This window comes from Arthrobacter jinronghuae (assembly GCF_025244825.1).
GTDB classification, from domain to species: domain Bacteria; phylum Actinomycetota; class Actinomycetes; order Actinomycetales; family Micrococcaceae; genus Arthrobacter_B; species Arthrobacter_B jinronghuae.
Genome location: NZ_CP104263.1, coordinates 2303031 through 2322895 on the forward strand (window position 1 = coordinate 2303031; position 19865 = coordinate 2322895).

Annotated in this window: 17 protein-coding genes, 1 tRNA gene and 1 other RNA gene; 8 read left to right on the top strand and 11 right to left on the bottom strand. The window is 65.6% G+C overall.

Annotation, left to right across the window (positions count from 1 at the left end):
- Nucleotides 1-50 precede the first annotated feature (50 nt).
- Together N2K98_RS10795 and rnpB are read right to left on the bottom strand one after the other, a co-directional pair.
- Nucleotides 51-1358, bottom strand: a complete 1308-nt coding sequence (locus tag N2K98_RS10795; protein ID WP_255865811.1) for an MFS transporter — start codon at nt 1356-1358, stop codon at nt 51-53.
- A 131-nt stretch (nt 1359-1489) separates the two neighbouring features.
- Nucleotides 1490-1895, bottom strand: an RNA gene (gene rnpB, locus N2K98_RS10800) — RNase P RNA component class A.
- A 77-nt stretch (nt 1896-1972) separates the two neighbouring features.
- Between rnpB and N2K98_RS10805 the strand changes: the two genes are divergently transcribed.
- Nucleotides 1973-2737: a YaaA family protein gene (locus N2K98_RS10805; RefSeq protein ID WP_255865812.1), complete on the top strand. Its 765-nt coding sequence runs from the start codon at nt 1973-1975 to the stop codon at nt 2735-2737.
- 4 nt (nt 2738-2741) lie between these two features.
- Here the strand turns inward: N2K98_RS10805 and N2K98_RS10810 are convergent, their stop codons facing one another.
- The 3 genes from N2K98_RS10810 to N2K98_RS10820 all read right to left on the bottom strand — a co-directional run bounded on the left by N2K98_RS10810 (nt 2742) and on the right by N2K98_RS10820 (nt 5479).
- Nucleotides 2742-3725, bottom strand: a complete 984-nt coding sequence (locus N2K98_RS10810; RefSeq protein WP_308219828.1) for a reverse transcriptase-like protein — start codon at nt 3723-3725, stop codon at nt 2742-2744.
- Nucleotides 3726-3728: 3 nt separating this feature from the next.
- Entirely contained in the window at nt 3729-4469 is a 741-nt protein-coding gene (locus N2K98_RS10815) for a zinc ribbon domain-containing protein (RefSeq protein ID WP_255865813.1), read from the bottom strand.
- Between the two features lie 77 nt (nt 4470-4546).
- Nucleotides 4547-5479: a Nif3-like dinuclear metal center hexameric protein gene (locus N2K98_RS10820; protein ID WP_255865814.1), complete on the bottom strand. Its 933-nt coding sequence runs from the start codon at nt 5477-5479 to the stop codon at nt 4547-4549.
- Nucleotides 5480-5608: 129 nt separating this feature from the next.
- Here N2K98_RS10820 and msrA point away from each other — a divergent pair, with 129 nt between their 5' ends.
- The 3 genes from msrA (at nt 5609) to epsC (ending at nt 7800) form a co-directional block, all read left to right on the top strand.
- Nucleotides 5609-6133, top strand: coding sequence for a peptide-methionine (S)-S-oxide reductase MsrA (gene msrA, locus N2K98_RS10825; RefSeq protein WP_255797421.1), 525 nt, complete (start codon nt 5609-5611; stop codon nt 6131-6133).
- 98 nt (nt 6134-6231) lie between these two features.
- The gene (gene cysK / locus N2K98_RS10830) at nt 6232-7167 is read left to right on the top strand and encodes a cysteine synthase A (RefSeq protein ID WP_229951630.1); all 936 of its coding nucleotides are present in this window, start codon (nt 6232-6234) and stop codon (nt 7165-7167) included.
- A gap of 48 nt (nt 7168-7215) precedes the next feature.
- Nucleotides 7216-7800, top strand: a complete 585-nt coding sequence (gene epsC, locus N2K98_RS10835) for a serine O-acetyltransferase EpsC (RefSeq protein ID WP_255797420.1) — start codon at nt 7216-7218, stop codon at nt 7798-7800.
- A 66-nt stretch (nt 7801-7866) separates the two neighbouring features.
- On the opposite strand, the gene gndA is transcribed toward epsC, so the two are convergent.
- From gndA to N2K98_RS10865, 6 genes are all read right to left on the bottom strand, one after another.
- A complete protein-coding gene (gene gndA, locus N2K98_RS10840) occupies nt 7867-9303 on the bottom strand; it encodes an NADP-dependent phosphogluconate dehydrogenase (RefSeq protein WP_255797419.1) in 1437 nt (478 codons plus the stop codon).
- A gap of 125 nt (nt 9304-9428) precedes the next feature.
- Complete coding sequence (locus N2K98_RS10845; RefSeq protein ID WP_255865815.1) at nt 9429-10286, bottom strand: class A beta-lactamase-related serine hydrolase; 858 nt, start codon at nt 10284-10286, stop codon at nt 9429-9431.
- A gap of 86 nt (nt 10287-10372) precedes the next feature.
- Nucleotides 10373-10448: transfer RNA gene (locus N2K98_RS10850), tRNA-Val, on the bottom strand.
- 84 nt (nt 10449-10532) lie between these two features.
- Nucleotides 10533-11480: an NAD-dependent protein deacetylase gene (locus N2K98_RS10855; RefSeq protein ID WP_255865816.1), complete on the bottom strand. Its 948-nt coding sequence runs from the start codon at nt 11478-11480 to the stop codon at nt 10533-10535.
- Nucleotides 11477-11941 (bottom strand): peroxiredoxin, encoded by a 465-nt coding sequence (locus N2K98_RS10860; RefSeq protein WP_255865817.1) that lies wholly within the window; start codon nt 11939-11941, stop codon nt 11477-11479. Before N2K98_RS10860 ends, N2K98_RS10855 begins: the two co-directional genes overlap by 4 nt.
- A complete protein-coding gene (locus N2K98_RS10865) occupies nt 11938-12357 on the bottom strand; it encodes a DUF3052 domain-containing protein (protein ID WP_227923726.1) in 420 nt (139 codons plus the stop codon). Before N2K98_RS10865 ends, N2K98_RS10860 begins: the two co-directional genes overlap by 4 nt.
- Before the next feature lie 301 nt (nt 12358-12658).
- Between N2K98_RS10865 and aceE the strand changes: the two genes are divergently transcribed.
- The 4 genes from aceE (at nt 12659) to N2K98_RS10885 (ending at nt 19789) form a co-directional block, all read left to right on the top strand.
- Complete coding sequence (aceE, locus tag N2K98_RS10870) at nt 12659-15403, top strand: pyruvate dehydrogenase (acetyl-transferring), homodimeric type (RefSeq protein WP_257794549.1); 2745 nt, start codon at nt 12659-12661, stop codon at nt 15401-15403.
- A gap of 227 nt (nt 15404-15630) precedes the next feature.
- Nucleotides 15631-16992, top strand: a complete 1362-nt coding sequence (locus N2K98_RS10875; protein WP_255865872.1) for an SLC13 family permease — start codon at nt 15631-15633, stop codon at nt 16990-16992.
- 65 nt (nt 16993-17057) lie between these two features.
- Nucleotides 17058-18281 (top strand): CaiB/BaiF CoA transferase family protein, encoded by a 1224-nt coding sequence (locus N2K98_RS10880; protein WP_255797413.1) that lies wholly within the window; start codon nt 17058-17060, stop codon nt 18279-18281.
- The gene (locus N2K98_RS10885; RefSeq protein WP_255865818.1) at nt 18278-19789 is read left to right on the top strand and encodes an acetyl-CoA carboxylase carboxyltransferase subunit alpha/beta; all 1512 of its coding nucleotides are present in this window, start codon (nt 18278-18280) and stop codon (nt 19787-19789) included. The genes N2K98_RS10880 and N2K98_RS10885 overlap by 4 nt, the downstream gene beginning before the upstream one ends.
- Nucleotides 19790-19865 lie beyond the last annotated feature (76 nt).

A 19865-nucleotide genomic window follows, 5' to 3' on the forward strand; every position in this document is an offset into this window, starting at 1 on the left:
ATTAGGACACATCCACCCCACCGGACCCACAGCTGAGAGATCAGTCACATTCAGGAGGTGTGCAGGCCGGTTTCGGTGCGTGTGCCTGCCGGCCCTTCCGTCCTCGGGGGTTCCAGGTCCTCAAGATCCCGGACCCGGCGCAGCGGACCAAAGACAGCGGCCAACGGGGCCAGCGCGGCCACCAGAATCCCGGTCAGGATCGCCCCCCGGATATCCATCACCTCGACCAGCAGCCCGGCGGCAAACGCCGCGACGGCAAGCATGCCCCAGGTCACCATCCGCTGGGCAGACCCGAGGCGGCCGAGCATCTGCGGCGGGCAGACCCGCTGGCGGAAGGTCGTGGAGACGACAATGTTCAAGGCAATGGAAAAGCCCGCAATGAAAAGGCCGATAAAGCCTGCAGTCATTCCCCACCCCGGTGTGATGAACAGCAGAGTCGCATATCCGGCCACTACCGGGAACATCGAATACCGCCACACCCGCCCGGAGCCGAGACGGCCGGTGATCCACTTGGCGGACAAGCCTCCGACTGTTCCCCCCACCGCTGTAGCTGCCGTCAGGAGGCCCAGCATGCCGGGATGCTCGCCAAGGGAACGGATCACCAACAGGACCAGCAGGGACACCACAATGTTGCCGCCCAGGTTCCAGAGCGCCCCGGTGATGAGCAGCATGCGCAGGGGCACCGTGCTGAAAATGTAGCGCAGCCCTTCCCCCATATCCCGGAAAACCCTTCGGTCCTTCGGGCGGTCGGGGCGGGCCTCGGCAACGTCGAGCCGGAGAATCGCCGTCAGGGAGGCAAGGGAGGCGGCGACCTGCAGCAACAGGGCATTGGATGCCCCCCAGGCATCCGTGACCCAGCCGCCCACTGCCCGGCCGCCGGCGTCGCCAAGGGCGCCGGAACCGGTCATGAGCCCGTTGCCCTCCACAAGTTCATCGCGGTCCACCGCGGCAGGTACGAGTGCCTGCTCGGCAAGGGTGAAGAACACTGCTGCGAGTCCTGCGCCGAAAGACACCGCAAACAACTGGGTAACCGTGAGGACATCCAGCCACCAGGCCACCGGCAGGCTGGCCAGCAGAAGTGTCCGTACGGCAAGCGAAACCACTATCAGGGGACGGCGCCGGTGCCTGTCCACGAGCACGCCGATAGGCAGCGCGAACAGGAGCCAGGGGAGGAAGGTCATGCCGGAAAGGACGGCAACCGTGGAGTTCGAGGCATCCAGTTCCGTCACCGCTATCACCGGCAGGGCCACGCTGGTTACGGCAGTGCCGAATATTCCGGCGGTTGAAGAGATCCACAGCCGTCGGAAATTCGCATTTCGCAGAACCAGCGGCTTCTTTGCCGCCTCCGTGTGGGACATTGCCACAGACTAGCCCAGCACCGGTTGAATAAAACGAGTCAACGTGCCGGATAAGGAATATTGCATGAAAGCTTTGCCAACAGTGCGTAAATCTTTGGCTGCTGCGCGGCGCAGCTTTTCTGCGGAGTATGTGGACGGGCTGGCCGATAAGCCGGGTTTTGTACGCCCGGACCGTTGCCGGACCGGGAGCGGCAATCATCCATCTAGGGCCGCCGTTGCCGGCTGCCTCAAGCGGCCTACCCGGACACATCGGGCGGGCAGCCCTCAAACGTGTCCTGTATGGCCTTGCTCCGGGTGGGGTTTACCTAGCCGTCCCGGTCACCCGGGACGCTGGTGGTCTCTTACACCGCCTTTTCACCCTTACCTGCTCAGGCTGCAAAGCAGCCTACGCCGGCGGTTTCTTTTCTGTGGCACTGGCCTGCGGGTTTCCCCGAGTGGGCGTTACCCACCACCCTGCCCTGCGGAGCCCGGACTTTCCTCGGCGGCAGCGGTTTCCCCAAAAGGAATCCGCGCCGACGCGATTGCCTGGCCAACCCGTCCACTGTCAACTCTACCGTCCCGCAGGCACTGCCCGGTCCGGAGCCTGCACCGGTCGGCTCGCGTAGGATTAACCGGTGCTGATTCTGCTCCCGCCCTCCGAAGGAAAAACCCCTGCAGTGTCCGGGCCGGTCCTGGACCCGTCCCGGCTGCATTTCCCGCTGCTTTCCGAACCCCGCGCGCTGGTACTCAAGGCCCTGGCCGAAGCCAGCAGCTCCGAGGATGCCCTGGCGGTCCTGGGGGTGGGTGCAACCCTCGCGCCGGAGGTACGGCGCAATACGGCCCTGGACAGTGCGCCCTGCGCGCCTGCACACCGGGTCTACACGGGTGTGTTGTACGACGCGCTGGGCTACGCGTCGCTTCCGCCGGCGGTGCAGCGGCGCGCAGACAACGCCGTGCTGGTGATGTCCGCCCTGTGGGGCGCCCTCGGCTTTGCGGATCCAATCCCGGCCTACCGGCTCTCGATGTCGGTGCGGCTTCCGGAGACCGGGCGCCTTGCCGCCTTCTGGAAGCAGCACCTGACGGGCCCTCTGGACGAGTATGCCGCGGATGCGCTGGTGGTGGACTGCCGTTCCAGCACTTATGCGGCGGCTTGGACGCCTGATCCGCAGCGCACGGCCGCGGTTAACGTATTCACCGTCCGTGACGGCAAACGCAAAGTGGTTTCCCACTTCGCCAAGCACACCCGCGGCGAGCTGGCCCGCCATCTGCTCCTGCGCACCGGCACGGAGCCGGCGACGCCGCAGGAGCTGCTGGCTGCTGCACAGGAAAAGTGGGAGGCCGAGCTGGTGGCCCCCGCAGGGCGGAAGCCGTACCAGCTCAACCTCATCCTGGCCGGATAGCGCCCTAGCCGGCCACCAGTTCCACTTCGAAACCCTCTTCATTTTCCAGGTACGCAGCGTAGTGCTCCGCTCCCCCGGCGTGGGGGTGCCGGTCTGCGAACATCAGGGTCCAGCCGTGGCTGGCCGCACGCCGTGCCAGGAGTTCGACGTCGGCCTCCGAACCGGCACGGAACGCGAGGTGGTTCAGCCCGGCCCGCTTCCGGGAATAGGGGCCGCGTTCGACGTCGGGGCCTTCCTCGAGCACGATGTAACCCTCGGCGCCTTGCCAGCTCGCACCGGAGTCCCACTCGTCTTTCCGGACGTATCCCACCCGTTCCAGCAGCCAGCCCAGGGACTTTTCCGCCGCAGCGAAGTCGTTGACCCAGATCTCCGTGTGATGCAGCCGTCCCGTGGGGGCGGCGGCAGGGGCGGGAGACGAGGCCGCTTCGAGTACCGCCGCGGCAGCCGCTGCCTTGGTGTCCGCACCGGCGCGCGGCTTCCATGGGACGCCGGCCGTGCCGGCGTCCATTGCCTCGTTGGACAACCGGTCCGCGTCCTTGTTCAGTTCCCGCGGAATCCACTGGTATTTCACCCGCTGCGGGTTGACGATCGAACGTGCCTTGGCCGCAAGCTTCTGCATATCGGCATGCTTGATCTTCCAGCGGCCGCTCATCTGCTCGACCACGAGCTTGGAATCCATCTTGGCCAGGATCCAGCAGTCCGGGTCGATGCTGTGGGCCAGCTCCAGGGCGGCAATAAGGCCTGAATACTCGGCTACGTTATTGGACACCCGGCCCACGTATTCGGCCTTTTCAGCCAGGATGCGGCCGGTGTCGGGATCACGGACCAGCGCGCCGTAACCGGCAATACCCGGATTGCCCCGCGAACCCCCGTCGGCTTCGACAATCAGGGTGCGGCGGGGGCTGCCGGCGGAGGCGCGGCGGGGGCTGCCGGCGGAGGCGCGGCGGGGTTCCTCACCGGAGTCAGGCTCCGGGTCAAACAATGTCACCGCTCAGCTGCCCCACTCGGCGGAGCGGACCAGGATGCAGCCCGAATCCGGGCAGAAGACAATCTCGTCTTCCGCAGCCTTGCGGATGTCCGCAAGGTCGCCGGGGCTAAGCTGCATCCCCGATCCTTCAGAGGTGCCGTGGAAGAGCCGGGCGGCGCCGATGCCGTGCTTTGACAATGTCTTTTCGTAGACGGCAAGCAGGGCGGTATCGAAGCTGTCGGCAAGCTCTGCACGGCGGGCTTCGGCGTCGGAGCTGTCCGCAGCAATGACGGCGAGTTCGGCGTCGCGCTTCTCTTCCAGTTCCCGGCGCTTCTCGTGCAGGGATGTCAGCGCTTCACCGGCTTCGGCCTCGCGGGTGCGGGCAGCTTCAAGCCGCTCCATCACGTCGAGCTCGACATCTTCGAGGTCGGACCGGCGGCGTTCGAGCGAAACGATTTCCGCCTGCAGCGCGGTGAGCTCCTTGGAGCCGCCCTTGCCGCTGTCCAGATGCTGCTGGTCACGAGCCATCCGTGCGACAACGGACGCTACGTCCGCTTCGGCGCGGGTGAGCTCACGTTCAATGTCGGCCACTTCCGTGCCCGCTGCCACACGTGCGCTTTCGGCTGCGGCAACGGCACCGGCCAGGGACGCGATCTCGGGATTGTTGCTAACGTTGCGGGCCTGGTTGCGCAGGGACTTGATCCTGCTGTCCAGGGCCTGCAGATCCAGCAGCCTCAGCTGCTCCGCGGGCGATGCTTTTGCCACCGGTTACCTCCGTGTATATCCGGGCCTGCCTGGCCCGGCTCTCCTAAGCCTATGCCACTGCCGGGGATCACTTCAGCCTAGGGAGTCAGTACGAAGTCCCACGGATCCGTGTTCACCCCGCTGACGCGCACGTCAGCGGTGAAGCCCTGGTCCGTCAGGACGTTTTCGAGGGCGTTCGCTGCCGGGGTCAGCCACAGCCATTCGCTGCCGAAGTGGGAGACGTCAATGAGGTAGGGACGGCCGTTTTCGGCAAGGGCACGCTCCCGCAGTTCCGACGCCGGGTGGTGGCGCAGGTCCGCGGTGACGTAGACGTCGGCACGCTGGGCCCGGACGGCGTCGAACAGGCTGTCGCCGGCACCTCCGCAGACGGCCACCCGACGGACCAGGCCCTGCTGTTCGCCCGCCACGCGGACACCGCCGGCGACGGCGGGCAGGAGGCTGAAAACACGCTCGGCAAAGTCGGCCAGTGAAAGCATCTCGGGCAGGTCCCCGACCCGGCCGATCCCTTCTTCGGGCAGGCCTTCCGCGGCAGGAACCAGCGGGGTGACGTTCCGGAGTCCGAAGGCGTCTGCGAGCACGTCCGAAACGCCGCCGACGGCGCTGTCGCCGTTGGTGTGCACCGTCAGCAGGGCGCAGCCGCCCTCGATCAGCCGGTGCACGGCGTCGCCCTTGAACGTCGTGGCTGCCACCGAGTTGACGGGTTTCAGCAGCAGGGGGTGATGGGTGACGAGCAGATCCGCTCCCCATTCGAGGGCCTCGTCGATGACTTCGCGGGTCGGATCAACCGCGAACAGGATCCGCCTGACCTCCCGGTCGCCGCGGCCTGCAACAAGGCCGGGTGCGTCCCAGTCCTCGGCCAGCGATTCGGGCCAGAGTTCTTCGGCTGCCAGCAGTATGTCGCCAAGGGTGGGTGTGTCGCTGACGTCGGTGGCCTGGTCAGTGTCAATGTCAAGGTCAGAGTCAGTGTCAGTGTCCGCGCCGGCGCGCTCGTGGGGGTGATCCGCTTCCATGACTTTAGTTCTACCCTGCAGCCGTTGCCGTCCTCAATTCCGCCGCGCCTGCCGTGACGGAACGAACACCACCGCATCCGGTTGCCGGACATCGGGAATCAAAGCGTGTCCCGGCGCCTTGTTAAGGGCATGAAGACGTATGTATTAGGCGGAGGCTGCTTCTGGTGCCTCGATGCTCTTTACCGCAAGGTCCGCGGCGTAACCGATGTAGTTTCCGGCTACACGGGAGGTGCGGTGGACAACCCGGACTATGACAGCGTGAGCGCCGGGATCACCGGACACGCAGAGGTAGTGGCCGTGACTTTTGACGAGGACATCATTCCCCCGGAAGTCATCCTGGACATGTTCTTTTCGCAGCATGACCCCACCACGCTCAACCGGCAGGGCTACGACGTCGGCACCCAGTACCGGTCCTCGATGTTCTACCGCGACGAGGATCAGCGCAAGGAATTCGAAGCTGCGCTTGAGCGTGCGCGGGAGAACTGGAAGGACCCGATTGTCACGGAGATCGTTCCCCTCCCCCGGTTCTACCCGGCGGAGGATTTCCATCAGGACTTCTACGCCAAGCACCCCGGCCAGGGTTACTGTCAGGTGATTATTAATCCCAAGCTGGCCAAAGCCCGCAAGTATTACTCTGAATGGCTTCAGGACTAGGGCTCTGCGGTCCCGCCGATAGGCTGGAACGGGCATAACTGAGTCCGGCTTTGAGAAGTCCGGATTTTCGAAGGAACGTTGAAGGAATAGAGGAAACCATGGCTCGTATTTATGACGATGTAACCCAGCTCGTAGGCGGTACCCCGCTGGTCCGCCTGAACCGGCTCGCCGAGGGGCTTCCCGCCCAGGTGGCCGTGAAGCTGGAGTTCTACAACCCGGCCAACAGCGTCAAGGACCGGATCGGCGTGGCCATTGTGGACGCCGCCGAGAAGGCCGGCGCACTCAAGCCCGGCGGCACCATCGTGGAGGGCACTTCCGGCAACACCGGTATCGCCCTGGCCATGGTGGGCGCTGCCCGCGGCTACAAGGTGATCCTCACCATGCCCGAAACCATGTCCACGGAACGCCGGGTCATGCTGCGCGCCTACGGTGCGGAAATTGTCCTCACCCCCGGCGCCGACGGCATGCGCGGAGCAGTGGACAAGGCCAAGGAAATCGTGGCCACCACCGAAAACGCCATCTGGGCGCAGCAGTTCGCCAATGAAGCGAACCCGGCCGTACACCGGGCCACCACCGCCGAGGAAATCTGGGCAGACACCGATGGAAAGGTGGACATTTTCGTGGCCGGCATCGGCACCGGCGGCACCATCACCGGCGTCGGGCAGGTCCTGAAGGAACGCAAGCCGGATGTGAAGATCGTGGCCGTAGAGCCCAAGGACTCCGCCATCCTCAACGGTGGATCCCCCGGCCCCCACAAGATCCAGGGCATTGGCGCCAACTTCGTCCCGGAGATCCTGGACACCACCGTCTATGACGAGGTCTTCGATGCCTCCATCGAGGATTCCGTAGCCACGGCCCGCGCACTGGGCACCCAGGAGGGCATCCTCGGCGGCATCTCGTCCGGTGCCATCGTGTGGGCGGCGCTGGAACTCGCCAAGCGCGAAGAGAACGCCGGTAAGCTGATTGTTGCCACCGTCTGCGACTTCGGAGAGCGTTACATCTCTACGGTCCTGTACGACGACATCCGCGGTTAGTCCGCGTTCCGCCCCTGCAGGGCGGATCATCCGAGCAGAAAGTCCTCTGTGAGTCTGTTAGCCCGACTGCGCGAAGACCTCGACGCCGCCGCATCCCACGATCCGGCGGCCAGAGGTTCGCTCGAAAACCTCGTTGTCTACTCCGGCCTGCATGCCATCTGGATGCACCGGCTGACGCACCGCATGTGGGCTCGACCCCCGCTGCGGTTCCCGGCCCGTGTGCTCTCCCAGATGACCCGCTTCGCCACCGGCATCGAGATCCACCCCGGTGCGACCATCGGCCGCCGGTTCTTTATTGACCACGGCATGGGGGTGGTTATCGGCGAGACAGCGGAGATCGGCAACGACGTCATGCTTTATCACGGGGTGACCCTGGGAGGCCGTTCGCTGGCCAAGGTCAAGCGTCACCCAACCATCTGCGACGGCGTCACCGTAGGTGCCGGAGCGAAGATCCTGGGGCCGGTGACCATTGGTGCCAACAGTGCGGTGGGGGCCAACGCCGTGGTGGTCAAGGATGCCCCGGCGGACTCGATCATCACCGGCATTCCGGCCAAGTGGCGGCACCGGGACACCAAGATGACCCAGCCCGCAGTGGACCCGGCAGAGTACATCGATCCGGCAATCTACATCTAGCCCGCGAGGCACACTAAAAAGGTCCGCAGCATCCGCTGCGGACCTTTTTAGTACCGTCGAGGATCCTTAGTGGGTGTCCACTGCCTCGACCTCGGCGCGGTCTTCGCCCCACATGGTGTGGAACGTTCCTTCGGCGTCGACCCGGTGGTAGGTGTGTGCACCGAACAGGTCGCGCAGGCCCTGCGTCAGTGCCGCCGGAAGCCGCTTGCGGCGCAGGCCGTCGTAGTAGGCCAGCGAGGAGGAGAACACCGGCACGGGGATGCCCAGCTGCACGGCGACGGAGACCACGCGGCGCCAGGCCGGGACGGCGGCGGCGATCGACTCCGCGAAGGCCGGGGCGAACAGCAGGTTTGCGGGAGCTTCGCTGCCGGCGTAGGCCTTCATGATGTCATCCAGCAGTTCGGCGCGGATGATGCAGCCTGCACGCCAGAGCGAGGCAATCTCGTCCAGCTTCAGTTCCCAGCCGTATTCCTTCGCTGCAGCGTTGAGCATGTCGATGCCCTGCGCGTAGCTGACCAGCTTGGAGGCGTACAGGGCCTGCCGCACGTCCTCCACGAACGTCTCGGGAAGCTCGACGGCGGCTTCCGCGCCCTGGAGCGTCTGCTGTGCAACCTCGCGCTGTCCGCGCTGGGAGGACAGCGCACGGGCGAAGACCGACTCGGCGATGGCCGACACCGGGGAACCCAGGTCCAGTCCGGAGACAACCGTCCAGCGGCCGGTGCCCTTCTGCCCGGCAGAGTCCACCACAACGTCCACGAACGGCTTCCCGGTCCGGGCGTCCACATGGCCCAGGACCTCGGCGGTGATTTCGATCAGGAAGGAACTGAGCTGGCCGGTGTTCCATTCGTTGAAGATCTTGGCCTGCTCGGCCGGCTCAATGCCCGCTGCGGAGCGCAGCAGGTCGTAAGCCTCGCCGATCACCTGCATGTCTGCGTATTCGATGCCGTTGTGCACCATCTTCACAAAGTGGCCGGCACCGTCGGTGCCGATCCAGGTGCAGCAGGGCTCGCCGTCGTACTTCGCGGCGATTTTCTCCAGCATGGGGCCCAGGGAATCGTAGGACTCGCGGGAACCGCCGGGCATGATGGAGGGGCCCAGAAGGGCTCCCTCTTCACCGCCGGACACGCCGACGCCGACAAAGTGCAGGTCCTTCTCGGCCAGGGCGGCCTCTCGGCGGCGGGTGTCTTCGAAATGCGAGTTGCCGCCGTCGATCACAATGTCGCCCGGCTCCAGCAGCGGAACCAGCTGCCCGATCACCGAGTCCACCGGCGCTCCGGCTTTGACCATGATCAGTACGCGGCGCGGTTTCTCCAGAGAATCGACCAGTTCCTGCAGCGTCTCGGTGCGGATGAAGTCTCCCTCGTCACCGTGGGCGGAAAGCAGGGCATCCGTTTTCTCGATGGAACGGTTGTGCAGGGCCACCGTGTAACCGTTGCGGGCGAGATTGCGGGCGAGGTTTGCACCCATGACGGCAAGGCCGGTTACACCAATTTGTGCACTCAAGTTCTCTCCAAGGATGGTTCGGGTGCCCGGCGGGCACGGGGACGGCACAGGAATCATCGCGCCGTGTTCACGCTCCAGCCTATGCTTCTTCGGCATCCCGCCGCCACAGGGGCGCGGGGGCGGGCTCAGAACCCCGTTTCGTAGCCGTTGATCACCGAGGCAACGCCTTCGACAATCCCGATCCCCTCTTCGAGCGTGGAGTTCCCGGAACTGAGCACAACAATGCTGTAGTCACTCCCGGCGGCCCGGACGAACCCGGCGCTGCCCACGTTCCACACGGCGTCGTCGTCCTGCAGCCATCCGTTCTTCAATGCCACTTCAGCATCGGGCGCCTGAACCCCGGCATTGATCCCCCAGTTCTGCTCCGGGCAGACGTTTTCCATCAGTCCGACGGCGAATGCCAGCAGGTCCGGGTCCAGCCAGTCGGCACCGCAGGCGACCGTCCGGGCAATAAGCAACTGGTCCCCCGCCGTGGTCTCACCGGCTCCCCAGACTTCACCGGCTTCCGTATCCGCAACACCAATGAGTTCATAGGTACGGTTCAGTTCCTCCCGGCCCCCGAGCCGGCCGTACAGCTCACTGGTGGCCTCGTTGTCGCTGTATTCGATCATCAGCGTTGCCAGGTTCTCTTCGTCCGCCGTGAAGCTGCGCTGCTCTTCGGTGGCCTGGCGGACCAAGGTCAGGAGGATGGGGACCTTCACCAGGCTTGCCTCAAGGTACCGTCCGTCCGGGTTTTGGATCCAGGACCTCCCGGTGCGGTTGTCCTGCACGGCGACGGAGAAATCTTCACGCCGGTCCCCGGCCATCAGGTCCAGGGCGGCGGCAATCTCTTCCGGCGCCCCTGCGTCCACGGTGCTGCCTGCTCCTTGCTCTGCCCTCGGCGGTGCCTGCGCAGCATCGTCCGGCGCTGTGCAGCCTGCCAGCAGGATCACCACGGCCAGCGCCGCGCAGATACGCTTCCTCGCCTGGATTTCCTTCGCCATCAGCCCCTTTTGTCCCGTGCATGTGTGCGGTTAAACAAAAAACCGCCGTTGCCTTCCACATCTGCGGAAAGTAACGGCGGCTTCTCTGGTGGGTCCTACCGGGATCGAACCGATGACATCCACGGTGTAAACGTGGCGCTCTACCAGCTGAGCTAAAGACCCAGAACATGTTGCCCGGCCGTCAGAAACTTCTCCGCAGGCCCTGCATCACGAGGAACTACATTACCGTAAGACCCGGGCGAATGCCTAATCGGCGCCGTCCTTCGTTCCGGCCGGCAGGTCAGGGAGGTTTTCCGCCAGCCAGGTCAGGGCCGTGCTGACTCCCATATCGATCTTCAGGGTGGCCAGCGGATCCCCGCGAGTGGCCCCCCGGTTGATGATGACCACCGGCTTGCCGGCCTTGGCCGCGTAGCGGACAAAACGCAGCCCGCTCATCACGGTGAGCGAGGAGCCCGCCACCAGCAGGGCACCTGCGTCGTCCACCACCGAGAAGGCCCGGGCCACGCGGTCCTTGGGGACGTTCTCGCCGAAGTACACGAAGTCCGGCTTGAGCATTCCGCCGCAGACGGGACAGTCCGCGACGACGAAGTTTTCGGTATCGGCAATGTCCGCGTCGGCATCCGGGGCTATCCCGCCGTCGAGCCGAGCCTGCTCGAGGTAGCCGGGATTCAGCTCCTGCAGCAGCCCGGCAACCTCTGAACGGGAAAAGCCCGAACGGCAGTTCAGGCAGACCACCTGGTCATAACGCCCATGCAGGTCGATGACATTGACGCTCCCGGCGTCCGTGTGGAGCCGGTCCACATTCTGGGTAATCAGGCCCGAGAGCAGTCCGCGCTGTTCCAGGACCACCGCAGCCTCGTGGCCGGGGTTGGGCACTGCATGGCGCAGATGGTGCCAGCCGACGTGGTTGCGGGCCCAGTACCGGCGGCGCAGGTCCGGATCACCGACAAACTGCTGGTAGGTCAGCGGATTCCGTGGTGGTGCGTCGGGACCGCGGTAGTCGGGAATGCCGGAATCCGTGCTCAACCCGGCACCGGTCAGCAGGGCCAGCCGCTGCCCGCCCAGATAGCCGACGGCGCGCTCGAGGAGCCGCAGCTCCGCCTCCGTGGGTGCCGGGACGGATTCGAGGGCATGGCCGCTGGCAAAACCCGTCAGGCCGAGGCCCGGACGGGAGTTCTTGGGCTGCTCACTCACAGTGCCTCCAAAGCAGTTCGGTACTGCTCGAGCGGACGCGCTGCGCCCGGGTCTGAACGGATGCTTGCGCGGAGGGCGCCTTCCCCGTCTATGACAAAGCTGGCGCGTTCCGCCAGCCCCCTGCCTGCGTCAAAAGCCCCGAAGGCCCGGGCTGTTTCCCCGTGCGGCCAGAAGTCGGAAAGCAGGTCGAACCCGAAGCCTTCCTGCTCGGCCCAGGCCCGCAGGGTGTATTTCGAGTCACAGGACACCGCCAGCAGGCGCACGCGTGCGTCGTCGAAAAGGGCACGTTCGGCCTGCAGCTCTGCGAGCTCGCTCCGGCACACCTGGGAGAACGCGAACGGGAAAAAGACCAGCACGACGCCGGCACCCCGCAGACCGTCAAGCCGGACTTCTTCGCCGAACTGGTTGGGAAGGCAGAAGTCCGGAACCGCAGCACCTGCCGTGAGCAGGTGCGCAGTCACTTCTTGCGTCGGCTCACCAGGCGTGTGGCGGCCCAGTCCTCGGTGACGCCCGGGGAGGTGGTGACGTGCAGTCCCGCTGTGGGGGCCGCTTCCTCGATGTCGGCCGGAGGAACGTAGCCCTCGCGCCCGGACTTGGGAGTCAGAACCCAGACAACGCCGCCGTCGTCGAGCGTGGTCAGGGAATCGACCAGCGCGTCGACCAGGTCGCCGTCGTCGGCCCGCCACCAGAGGATGACGCCGTCCACAACATCGTGGTCGTCTTCAGTCAGCAGCTCGCCGCCGATGAGGTCCTCAAGGTCCTCACGGAAGTCGAAGTCCACGTCCTCGTCGTAGCCGTACTCCTGAACCAGGTCCCCGTCCTTGAAACCCAATCTGCTCGCCACGTTTTCTTCAGTGACGGCCTCGGCCTCGCTCACTTCACTCCTCCTGGTTGACTGCATAAATACAAGGGAATCACACATTTGCCTGATCTGCGCTGTCTCGGACTCAACGAAACACCTAAAACCCGCCGGCTTCAAGGGTTCCGGGCTGTACGCCGTCAGCGATGACCGCCGTGCAGGCTACGCAACAACGGCGTTACGGGACTAGAGTGGATAAAAAGGGGCGCCGAGGCGCGCATACGCGCAAGCGAAGACATACGCGCAAGCGAAGATCCGGCGGACACCGGCCGGATACCACAGAAAGAATGTCGCAGACACAATCTGTACATGAGAGAGGTTGGCCGTGGCCGCAGAAGACACAACGGACATCCTGAGCGGGTTAACCAACCAGCTACCGGACCGTGATCCTGAGGAAACCGCAGAATGGATCGAATCGCTCGACGAGCTGATCCGTTCGCAGGGCACTGAACGCGCGCAGTACATCATGCGCTCACTGCTCCAGCGTGCCGGTTCCCAGAGCGTGGGCGTGCCGATGGTAACCACCACCGACTACGTCAACACCATCCCGGTTGATCAGGAACCTGAATTCCCCGGTGACGAGGAAACCGAACGGCGATACCGCGCCTGGCTGCGTTGGAACGCTGCCATCATGGTGCACCGGGCCCAGCGCCCGGGAATCGGCGTCGGCGGACATATTTCAACGTATGCCGGAGCAGCGACCCTGTACGAAGTGGGCATGAACCACTTCTTCCGGGGCAAGGACCACCCGGGCGGCGGAGACCAGATTTATTTCCAGGGTCACGCCTCCCCCGGCATGTATGCCCGCGCCTTCCTCGAAGGCCGCCTGTCCGAAGAGGACATGGACGGCTTCCGCCAGGAGAAATCCCGCGAGGGGCATGCACTGTCCTCCTACCCGCATCCGCGCAGCATGCCGGATTTCTGGGAGTTCCCGACGGTTTCCATGGGCATTGGCCCCATGAACGCCATCTATCAGGCACAGTCCAACCGCTACCTGCAGAACCGCGGCATCAAGGACACCTCGCAGCAGCATGTGTGGGCGTTCCTTGGCGACGGAGAGATGGACGAGCCCGAATCGCGCGGCCTGCTCCAGCTCGCCGCCAATGACAAGCTCGACAACCTGACCTTCGTGATCAACTGCAACCTGCAGCGCCTCGACGGCCCGGTCCGCGGCAACGGCAAGATCATGCAGGAACTGGAAGCCTTCTTCCGCGGCGCAGGCTGGAATGTCATCAAGGTTGTCTGGGGCCGCGAGTGGGATGACCTGCTCCAGCGTGACAAGGACGGCTCGCTGGTGGACATCATGAATGCCACCCCCGACGGCGACTACCAGACCTACAAGGCCGAGTCCGGCGGATTCGTGCGCGAGCACTTCTTCGGCAAGAGCCCGGAAACCAAGGAACTGGTCGCCAACCTGACCGACGAGGAAATCTGGAACCTCAAGCGCGGCGGCCACGACTACCGGAAGGTCTACGCCGCGTACAAGGCCGCCACGGAATTCAAGGGCGCCCCGACGGTCATCCTGGCCCACACGGTCAAGGGCTACGGCCTGGGTACGCACTTCGAGGGCCGCAATGCGACCCACCAGATGAAGAAGCTCACCCTCGATGACCTGAAGGCCTTCCGCGACCACCTGCGGATCCCGATCAGCGACGAGCAGCTCGAAGCCGATCCGTACCGGCCGCCGTACTACAACCCGGGTGCAGATGCCCCCGAGATCAAGTACATGCTGGAACGCCGGCGCGAACTGGGCGGCAACGTCCCGGAACGCCGGGTGAAGCACGAACCCGTCCACCTTCCGGATGAAAAGGCCTACGAAGTAGCCAACCGGGGCTCCGGCAAGCAGCTGGCCGCCACCACCATGGCCTTTGTCCGCCTGCTCAAGGACCTGATGCGGGACAAGGAGTTCGGCAAGCGCATTGTGCCGATCATTCCTGATGAGGCGCGTACCTTCGGCATGGACTCGTTCTTCCCGACGGCCAAGATCTACAACCCCAAGGGGCAGAACTACCTGTCCGTGGACCGGGACCTCGTCCTGGCCTACAAGGAGTCCCCGCAGGGCCAGATTGTGCACGTGGGCATCAACGAGGCCGGCTCGATTGCGGCATTCACCGCGGCGGGCACGTCCTACGCCACGCACGGCGAGCCGCTGATCCCGGTCTACGTGTTCTACTCGATGTTCGGCTTCCAGCGCACGGCCGACTACATCTGGGCGGCTACCGACCAGATGGCACGCGGGTTCCTGATCTCGGCTACCGCCGGCCGCACCACCCTTACCGGTGAAGGCCTGCAGCACGCCGACGGCCACTCGCCGATCCTGGCCTCCACCAATCCCGCGGTGAAGACCTACGATCCGGCGTACGGCTACGAGATCGGACACATCGTCCGTCACGGCCTCGAGGAGATGTACGGCCCGGATTCCCAGGACCCGAACGTCATCTACAACATCATGGTTTACAACGAGCCGATCCAGCAGCCCAAGGCCCCCGAGGACCTGGACGTGGAAGGCATCATCAAGGGCATCTACCTGCTCGCACCGGCAAAGATCGACGGACCCCGCACGCAGCTGCTGGCTTCCGGCGTTGCCGTGCCGTGGGCCCTGGAAGCCCAGAAGCTCCTTGCTGAGGACTGGGGTGTCTCGGCCGATGTCTGGTCCGTGACCTCCTGGAACGAGCTCCGCCGCGACGGCCTCGCCGCCGAGGAGGAAGCCTTCCTGAACCCCGGCTCGGAGCCGCGGGTACCCTTCGTGACCCAGCAGCTGGCCGGCGCCACCGGCCCGATTGTTGCCTCCACGGACTACATGAAGGCCGTGCCGGACCAGATCCGCCAGTTCCTGCCGAACGAGTTCGCCACCCTCGGTGCCGATGACTTCGGTTTCGCGGATACCCGTGCAGCTGCACGCCGGTACTTCAAGATCGACAGCCACTCGATGGTGGTGCGGGCGCTGGAGATGCTCGCACGCCGCGGTGAAGTCGACGCCAACGCCCCCAAGGAGGCAATGGAGAAGTACCGCCTGCTGGACGTCAACGCCGGCACCAGCGGAAACGCCGGCGGCGACGCCTAAGCATTTCCGCCATTCCTCGAACCCGGGGAACATGAAAAGGAACCGCCGCATCTGCGGCGGTTCCTTTTCGTTTGCGGCCCGGATTGCCCGGATCCCACGTCCCTTCCAAAACACTCGTTGACAACGGTGCCCGGCCCCGCAGGCTGGTCCAGTGCACGCGTTGCCCGGGCCGCGGCGTCCTGCCTGCCGGCTCCGGGAAGGCCCTGACCTTCAACGAAGGGACAATGATGTCCGCTCCAGTCCTGTCCATCCTGATTTTGGTGGCCATGTTCATCCTGGCCACCGTGCTGCCCCTCAACATGGGCGCGCTGGCCTTTGTAGGGGCTTTCCTCCTGGGATTCGTCTTCCTCGGCATGACTACCGAGGAGATCCTGGCCAATTTTCCGGGTGGTTTGTTCCTGACGATAGTCGGGGTGACCTACCTGTTTGCCATAGCCCAGAACAACGGCACCATCGACCTGCTGGTTCGGGGCGCCGTGAAGCTGGTCGGCAACCGGGTGGCCCTGATTCCCTGGATCATGTTCGCGGTCACCGCCGTCATCACCGCTGTCGGCGCGCTGTCACCGGCCGCCGTGGCCATCGTGGCCCCGATCGCCCTGGGTTTCGCCGCCAAGAACAAGATCAACCCCCTGATGATGGGCATGATGGTCATCCACGGTGCCCAGGCCGGTGGCTTCTCCCCGATCGCGGTCTACGGAGTCACGGTCAACGGCATCATTGCGGAAACGGATCTGGAGTCCAGCCCGTTTGCCGTCTTCATGTCGAGCCTGCTTTTCAACACCCTGATTGCGCTGATCCTGTTCTTCGTCCTCGGCGGCAGCAGGTTGCGCCGCACCACCGCAGGTGCCTTCGCGGAGCAGGTCGCCCAAGCCAGGATGGACCTCAGTGTGGCCGGCCGCGCCGACGTCGCCTTCAAGGGAACCGGATCCGGCATCTACGGTCCACGCGACCCCGCCGGTGACGGGATCACCGCCACGAAGAGCCGCAGCGAGACTTTCCCCCAGATTGTCACCATCGCCGGGCTGATCACCCTGGCCGTGGTTGCCCTGGGCTTCAAGGTGGACGTGGGCTTCGTGTCCATCACCATCGCCATGATCCTTGCCCTCGTCTCCCCGCAGGCGCAGAAGGGTGCAGTCAACAAGATCAGCTGGACCACTGTCCTGCTCATCTGCGGCATGCTCACTTTCGTCGGCGTCCTGCAGGAGGCCGGCACGATCGAGTACGTGTCCGACGGCGTCGCCGGCCTGGGCATGCCGCTGCTGGCGGCGCTGCTCATTTGCTACATCGGCGCCGTCGTGTCCGCCTTCGCCTCATCAACCGCCATCCTTGCCGCCCTCATCCCGCTGGCCGTACCGTTCCTCGCCTCGGGGGAAATCGGCGCCGTGGGCCTCATCTGCGCGCTGGCCGTTTCTTCGACCATCGTGGACGTATCGCCTTTCTCGACCAACGGCGCCCTCGTGCTGGCAAACGCACCGGACGAGCTGGACAAGGACCGCTTCTACAAGCAGATCCTCGCTTACAGCGGCATCGTCGTAGTAGTGGGACCGCTGGTGGCGTGGCTGGTCATGGTGGTCCCCGGATGGCTTTAGGTCCGGCGCGGTTCCCGCTGGAGTGCAACTGTCCTTCCCGCACCGAACCAGGAAGAGAGCGATCCATGAACAACCACTCCCCCGCCCGCGGCCCCCTGGACGGCTATCTGGTCGTCGACCTCAGCCGTGCCCTTGCCGGTCCACACGCAGGCATGATGCTCGCAGACCTCGGCGCACGCGTCATTAAGGTCGAAACCCCCGGCACGGGCGACGACACCCGCGGCTGGGGACCGCCCTTCGTCGGACCGGAAGAGACACCGCAGGCCACCTACTTCCTTTCCTGCAACCGGAACAAGGAGTCCATCGCCCTGGACCTGAAGTCCGAGGACGGCGCGGCGGTGCTGACGGACCTGGTACGGCGGGCGGACGTGCTGGTGGAGAATTTCCGCCCCGGGGTGCTGGACCGGCTCGGATTCCCGCCGGACCGGCTGCACCAACTCAATCCCCGGCTGGTTATCCTCTCCATCAGCGGGTTCGGCCATGACGGCCCGGAGGCCACCCGCAGCGGCTACGACCAGATTGTCCAGGGCGAGGCCGGCCTGATGTCGCTGACCGGGTCCGGCGCCGGGGATCCGCAGCGGGTCGGCGTGCCCATCGCGGACCTGCTCTCGGGCATGTACGGCGCCTTCGGACTCCTGGCAGCCCTGCTGGAACGCGAACGCACCGGAAAGGGCCAGGTGGTGCGCACTTCACTGCTGGCCGCCGTCGTAGGAGTCCATGCCTTCCAGGGCACCCGGCACACTGTTGCCGGCGAGGTGCCGGCCGCGCAGGGCAACCACCATCCGTCCATTGCCCCCTACGGGCTCTTCTCCTGCCGTGAAGGCATGGTCCAGATCAGTGTCGGGAGCGAAAGACTATGGGAGGCGTTTGCCGCTGCATTCGGCATCGATGCCTCGCGTGCCGAATTCGCGGACAACGCCCGGCGGGTACGCAACCGTCCGGCGCTGGTGGCCGCCGTCGAGCAGGCTTTCGCGGATATCGAGGCGGAACCGCTCCTGGAGAAACTGCGCGCCGCCGGCATTCCGGCCGGAAAGGTGCGCACCCTGGACGAAGTGTATGCATGGGAACAGGTCCATTCACAGGGATTGGTGGTCGACGTCGAGCATCCTGTCCTGGGCACCGTCTCCCTGCCGGGGCCGCCGCTGCGCTTTTTTGATGCCGTGCAGGGCACGGAAAGTACTCGCCGTGTGCATGCTGCCCCGCCCCTGCTGGACCAGCACGGGGACGCGATCCGCCGGTGGCTGGCGGGCAGCCCGCAACCGGCTGCCGCGGAAAGCACCGAAGCATGAGCATCCAGACGGCGCCCCGCCGCCTGGACGCACGGCAGTTGCTGGCGCTGGTTGTCGATGCGGGTTCCTTCCGCTCCTGGGACGTACCGGTGGCCTATGCCGACCCCAGCGCGGCCTACGCGTCGGATCTGGCTGCCGCCCGGCAGAAAACCGGCGTGGACGAATCGGTGCTCACGGGTGAAGGGCTGGTGCAGGGCCGGCGCGTTGCACTGATGGTCAGCGAGTTCGGGTTCCTGGGCGGCTCCATCGGAGTTGCCGCCGCGGATCGGCTCACCGACGCCGTTGAACGCGCCACCAGAGAAAGGCTGCCGCTCCTGGCCGGGCCGGCGTCCGGCGGAACCCGGATGCAGGAAGGCACCCTGGCGTTCCTTTCCATGGTCAAGATCACCGCCGCCGTCCGCCGGCACAAGGAGGCCGGCCTGCCCTACCTTGTCTACCTGCGCCACCCCACCACCGGCGGAGTCATGGCCTCCTGGGGATCCCTGGGCCACATCACCGTCGCCGAGCCCGGCGCGCTTCTGGGCTTCCTTGGCCCGCGGGTCTACTCGGCACTCTACGGGGAGCCCTTCCCGGAAGGTGTGCAGACCGCGGAGAACCTGCGGAACCGCGGACTGGTGGACGCGGTGCTGCCGCCGGATGAACTTCCCCGGACCGTCCACCGTGCCCTGGCCATGCTGCTGCCCGGCTCGACCGTGCCGGTGCCTGCCCCGGACTCGCTCAGCAGCACCCCGGAGCCCTTACCCGCCTGGGAATCCATTCGGATTTCCCGCAATCCCCGCCGCCCGGGCGTCCGCCAGCTGCTGCATTTCGGGGCGAGCGACGTGCTGCCCCTGAACGGCAGCGGACAGGGTGAAAAAGACCCGGGCCTGATACTGGCCTTGGCCCGCTTCGGCGAAACGTCCTGCGTCGTGCTGGGGCAGGACCGGGAACGCGGAACAGAACAGGCTGCGCTGGGGCCGGCTTCGCTCAGGGAAGCACGCCGCGGCATGCGGCTCGCGGAGGAACTGGACCTTCCCCTGTTGACCGTGATCGACACCGCCGGCGCTGCCCTGTCCAAGGAAGCCGAGGAGGGCGGCCTGGCCGGCGAAATTGCCCGGAGCCTGAACGACCTGGTGGGGTTGGACTGCCCCACGGTTTCCGTCCTGCTGGGTCAGGGGGCAGGCGGCGGCGCGTTGGCCCTGCTGCCCGCAGACCGGACGGTCGCGGCCCGCCACGCCTGGCTTTCCTCCCTGCCGCCGGAGGGTGCCAGCGCCATCGTGCACCGGGATACCCTGCACGGCCCGGAAATGGCTCAGGCGCAGGGCGTGACCGTTTCCGCGCTGGCCGCCCACGGGATTGTGGACCACACGGTGGCGGAACTGCCCGACGCCGCGGAGGAGGCACCCGAATTCTGCCGCCGGATGGCCCGGGCCGTGGAATACGAGCTGGCTTCGCTTCGCGCCGTTCCGCGGGCAGAGCGGCTGGCACGGCGGACGGACCGATTCCGGCGGCTGGGCTCGGCACTGTAGTTCCGCTGTCCCGGCCCGCCCCGACATCGGCCGTAACAAACAACAAAACCGCCGCATGCAACGGCGGTTCCTTTCC

Coding starts and splice junctions, on each gene's coding strand:
- N2K98_RS10795 (WP_255865811.1), bottom strand. CDS start 1,358: ATGTCCCACACGGAGGCGGCAAAGAAGCCGCTGGTTCTGCGAAATGCG.
- N2K98_RS10820 (WP_255865814.1), bottom strand. CDS start 5,479: ATGGAAGCGGATCACCCCCACGAGCGCGCCGGCGCGGACACTGACACT.
- msrA (WP_255797421.1), top strand. CDS start 5,609: ATGAAGACGTATGTATTAGGCGGAGGCTGCTTCTGGTGCCTCGATGCT.
- cysK (WP_229951630.1), top strand. CDS start 6,232: ATGGCTCGTATTTATGACGATGTAACCCAGCTCGTAGGCGGTACCCCG.
- N2K98_RS10845 (WP_255865815.1), bottom strand. CDS start 10,286: ATGGCGAAGGAAATCCAGGCGAGGAAGCGTATCTGCGCGGCGCTGGCC.
- N2K98_RS10875 (WP_255865872.1), top strand. CDS start 15,631: ATGTCCGCTCCAGTCCTGTCCATCCTGATTTTGGTGGCCATGTTCATC.
- N2K98_RS10880 (WP_255797413.1), top strand. CDS start 17,058: ATGAACAACCACTCCCCCGCCCGCGGCCCCCTGGACGGCTATCTGGTC.
- N2K98_RS10885 (WP_255865818.1), top strand. CDS start 18,278: ATGAGCATCCAGACGGCGCCCCGCCGCCTGGACGCACGGCAGTTGCTG.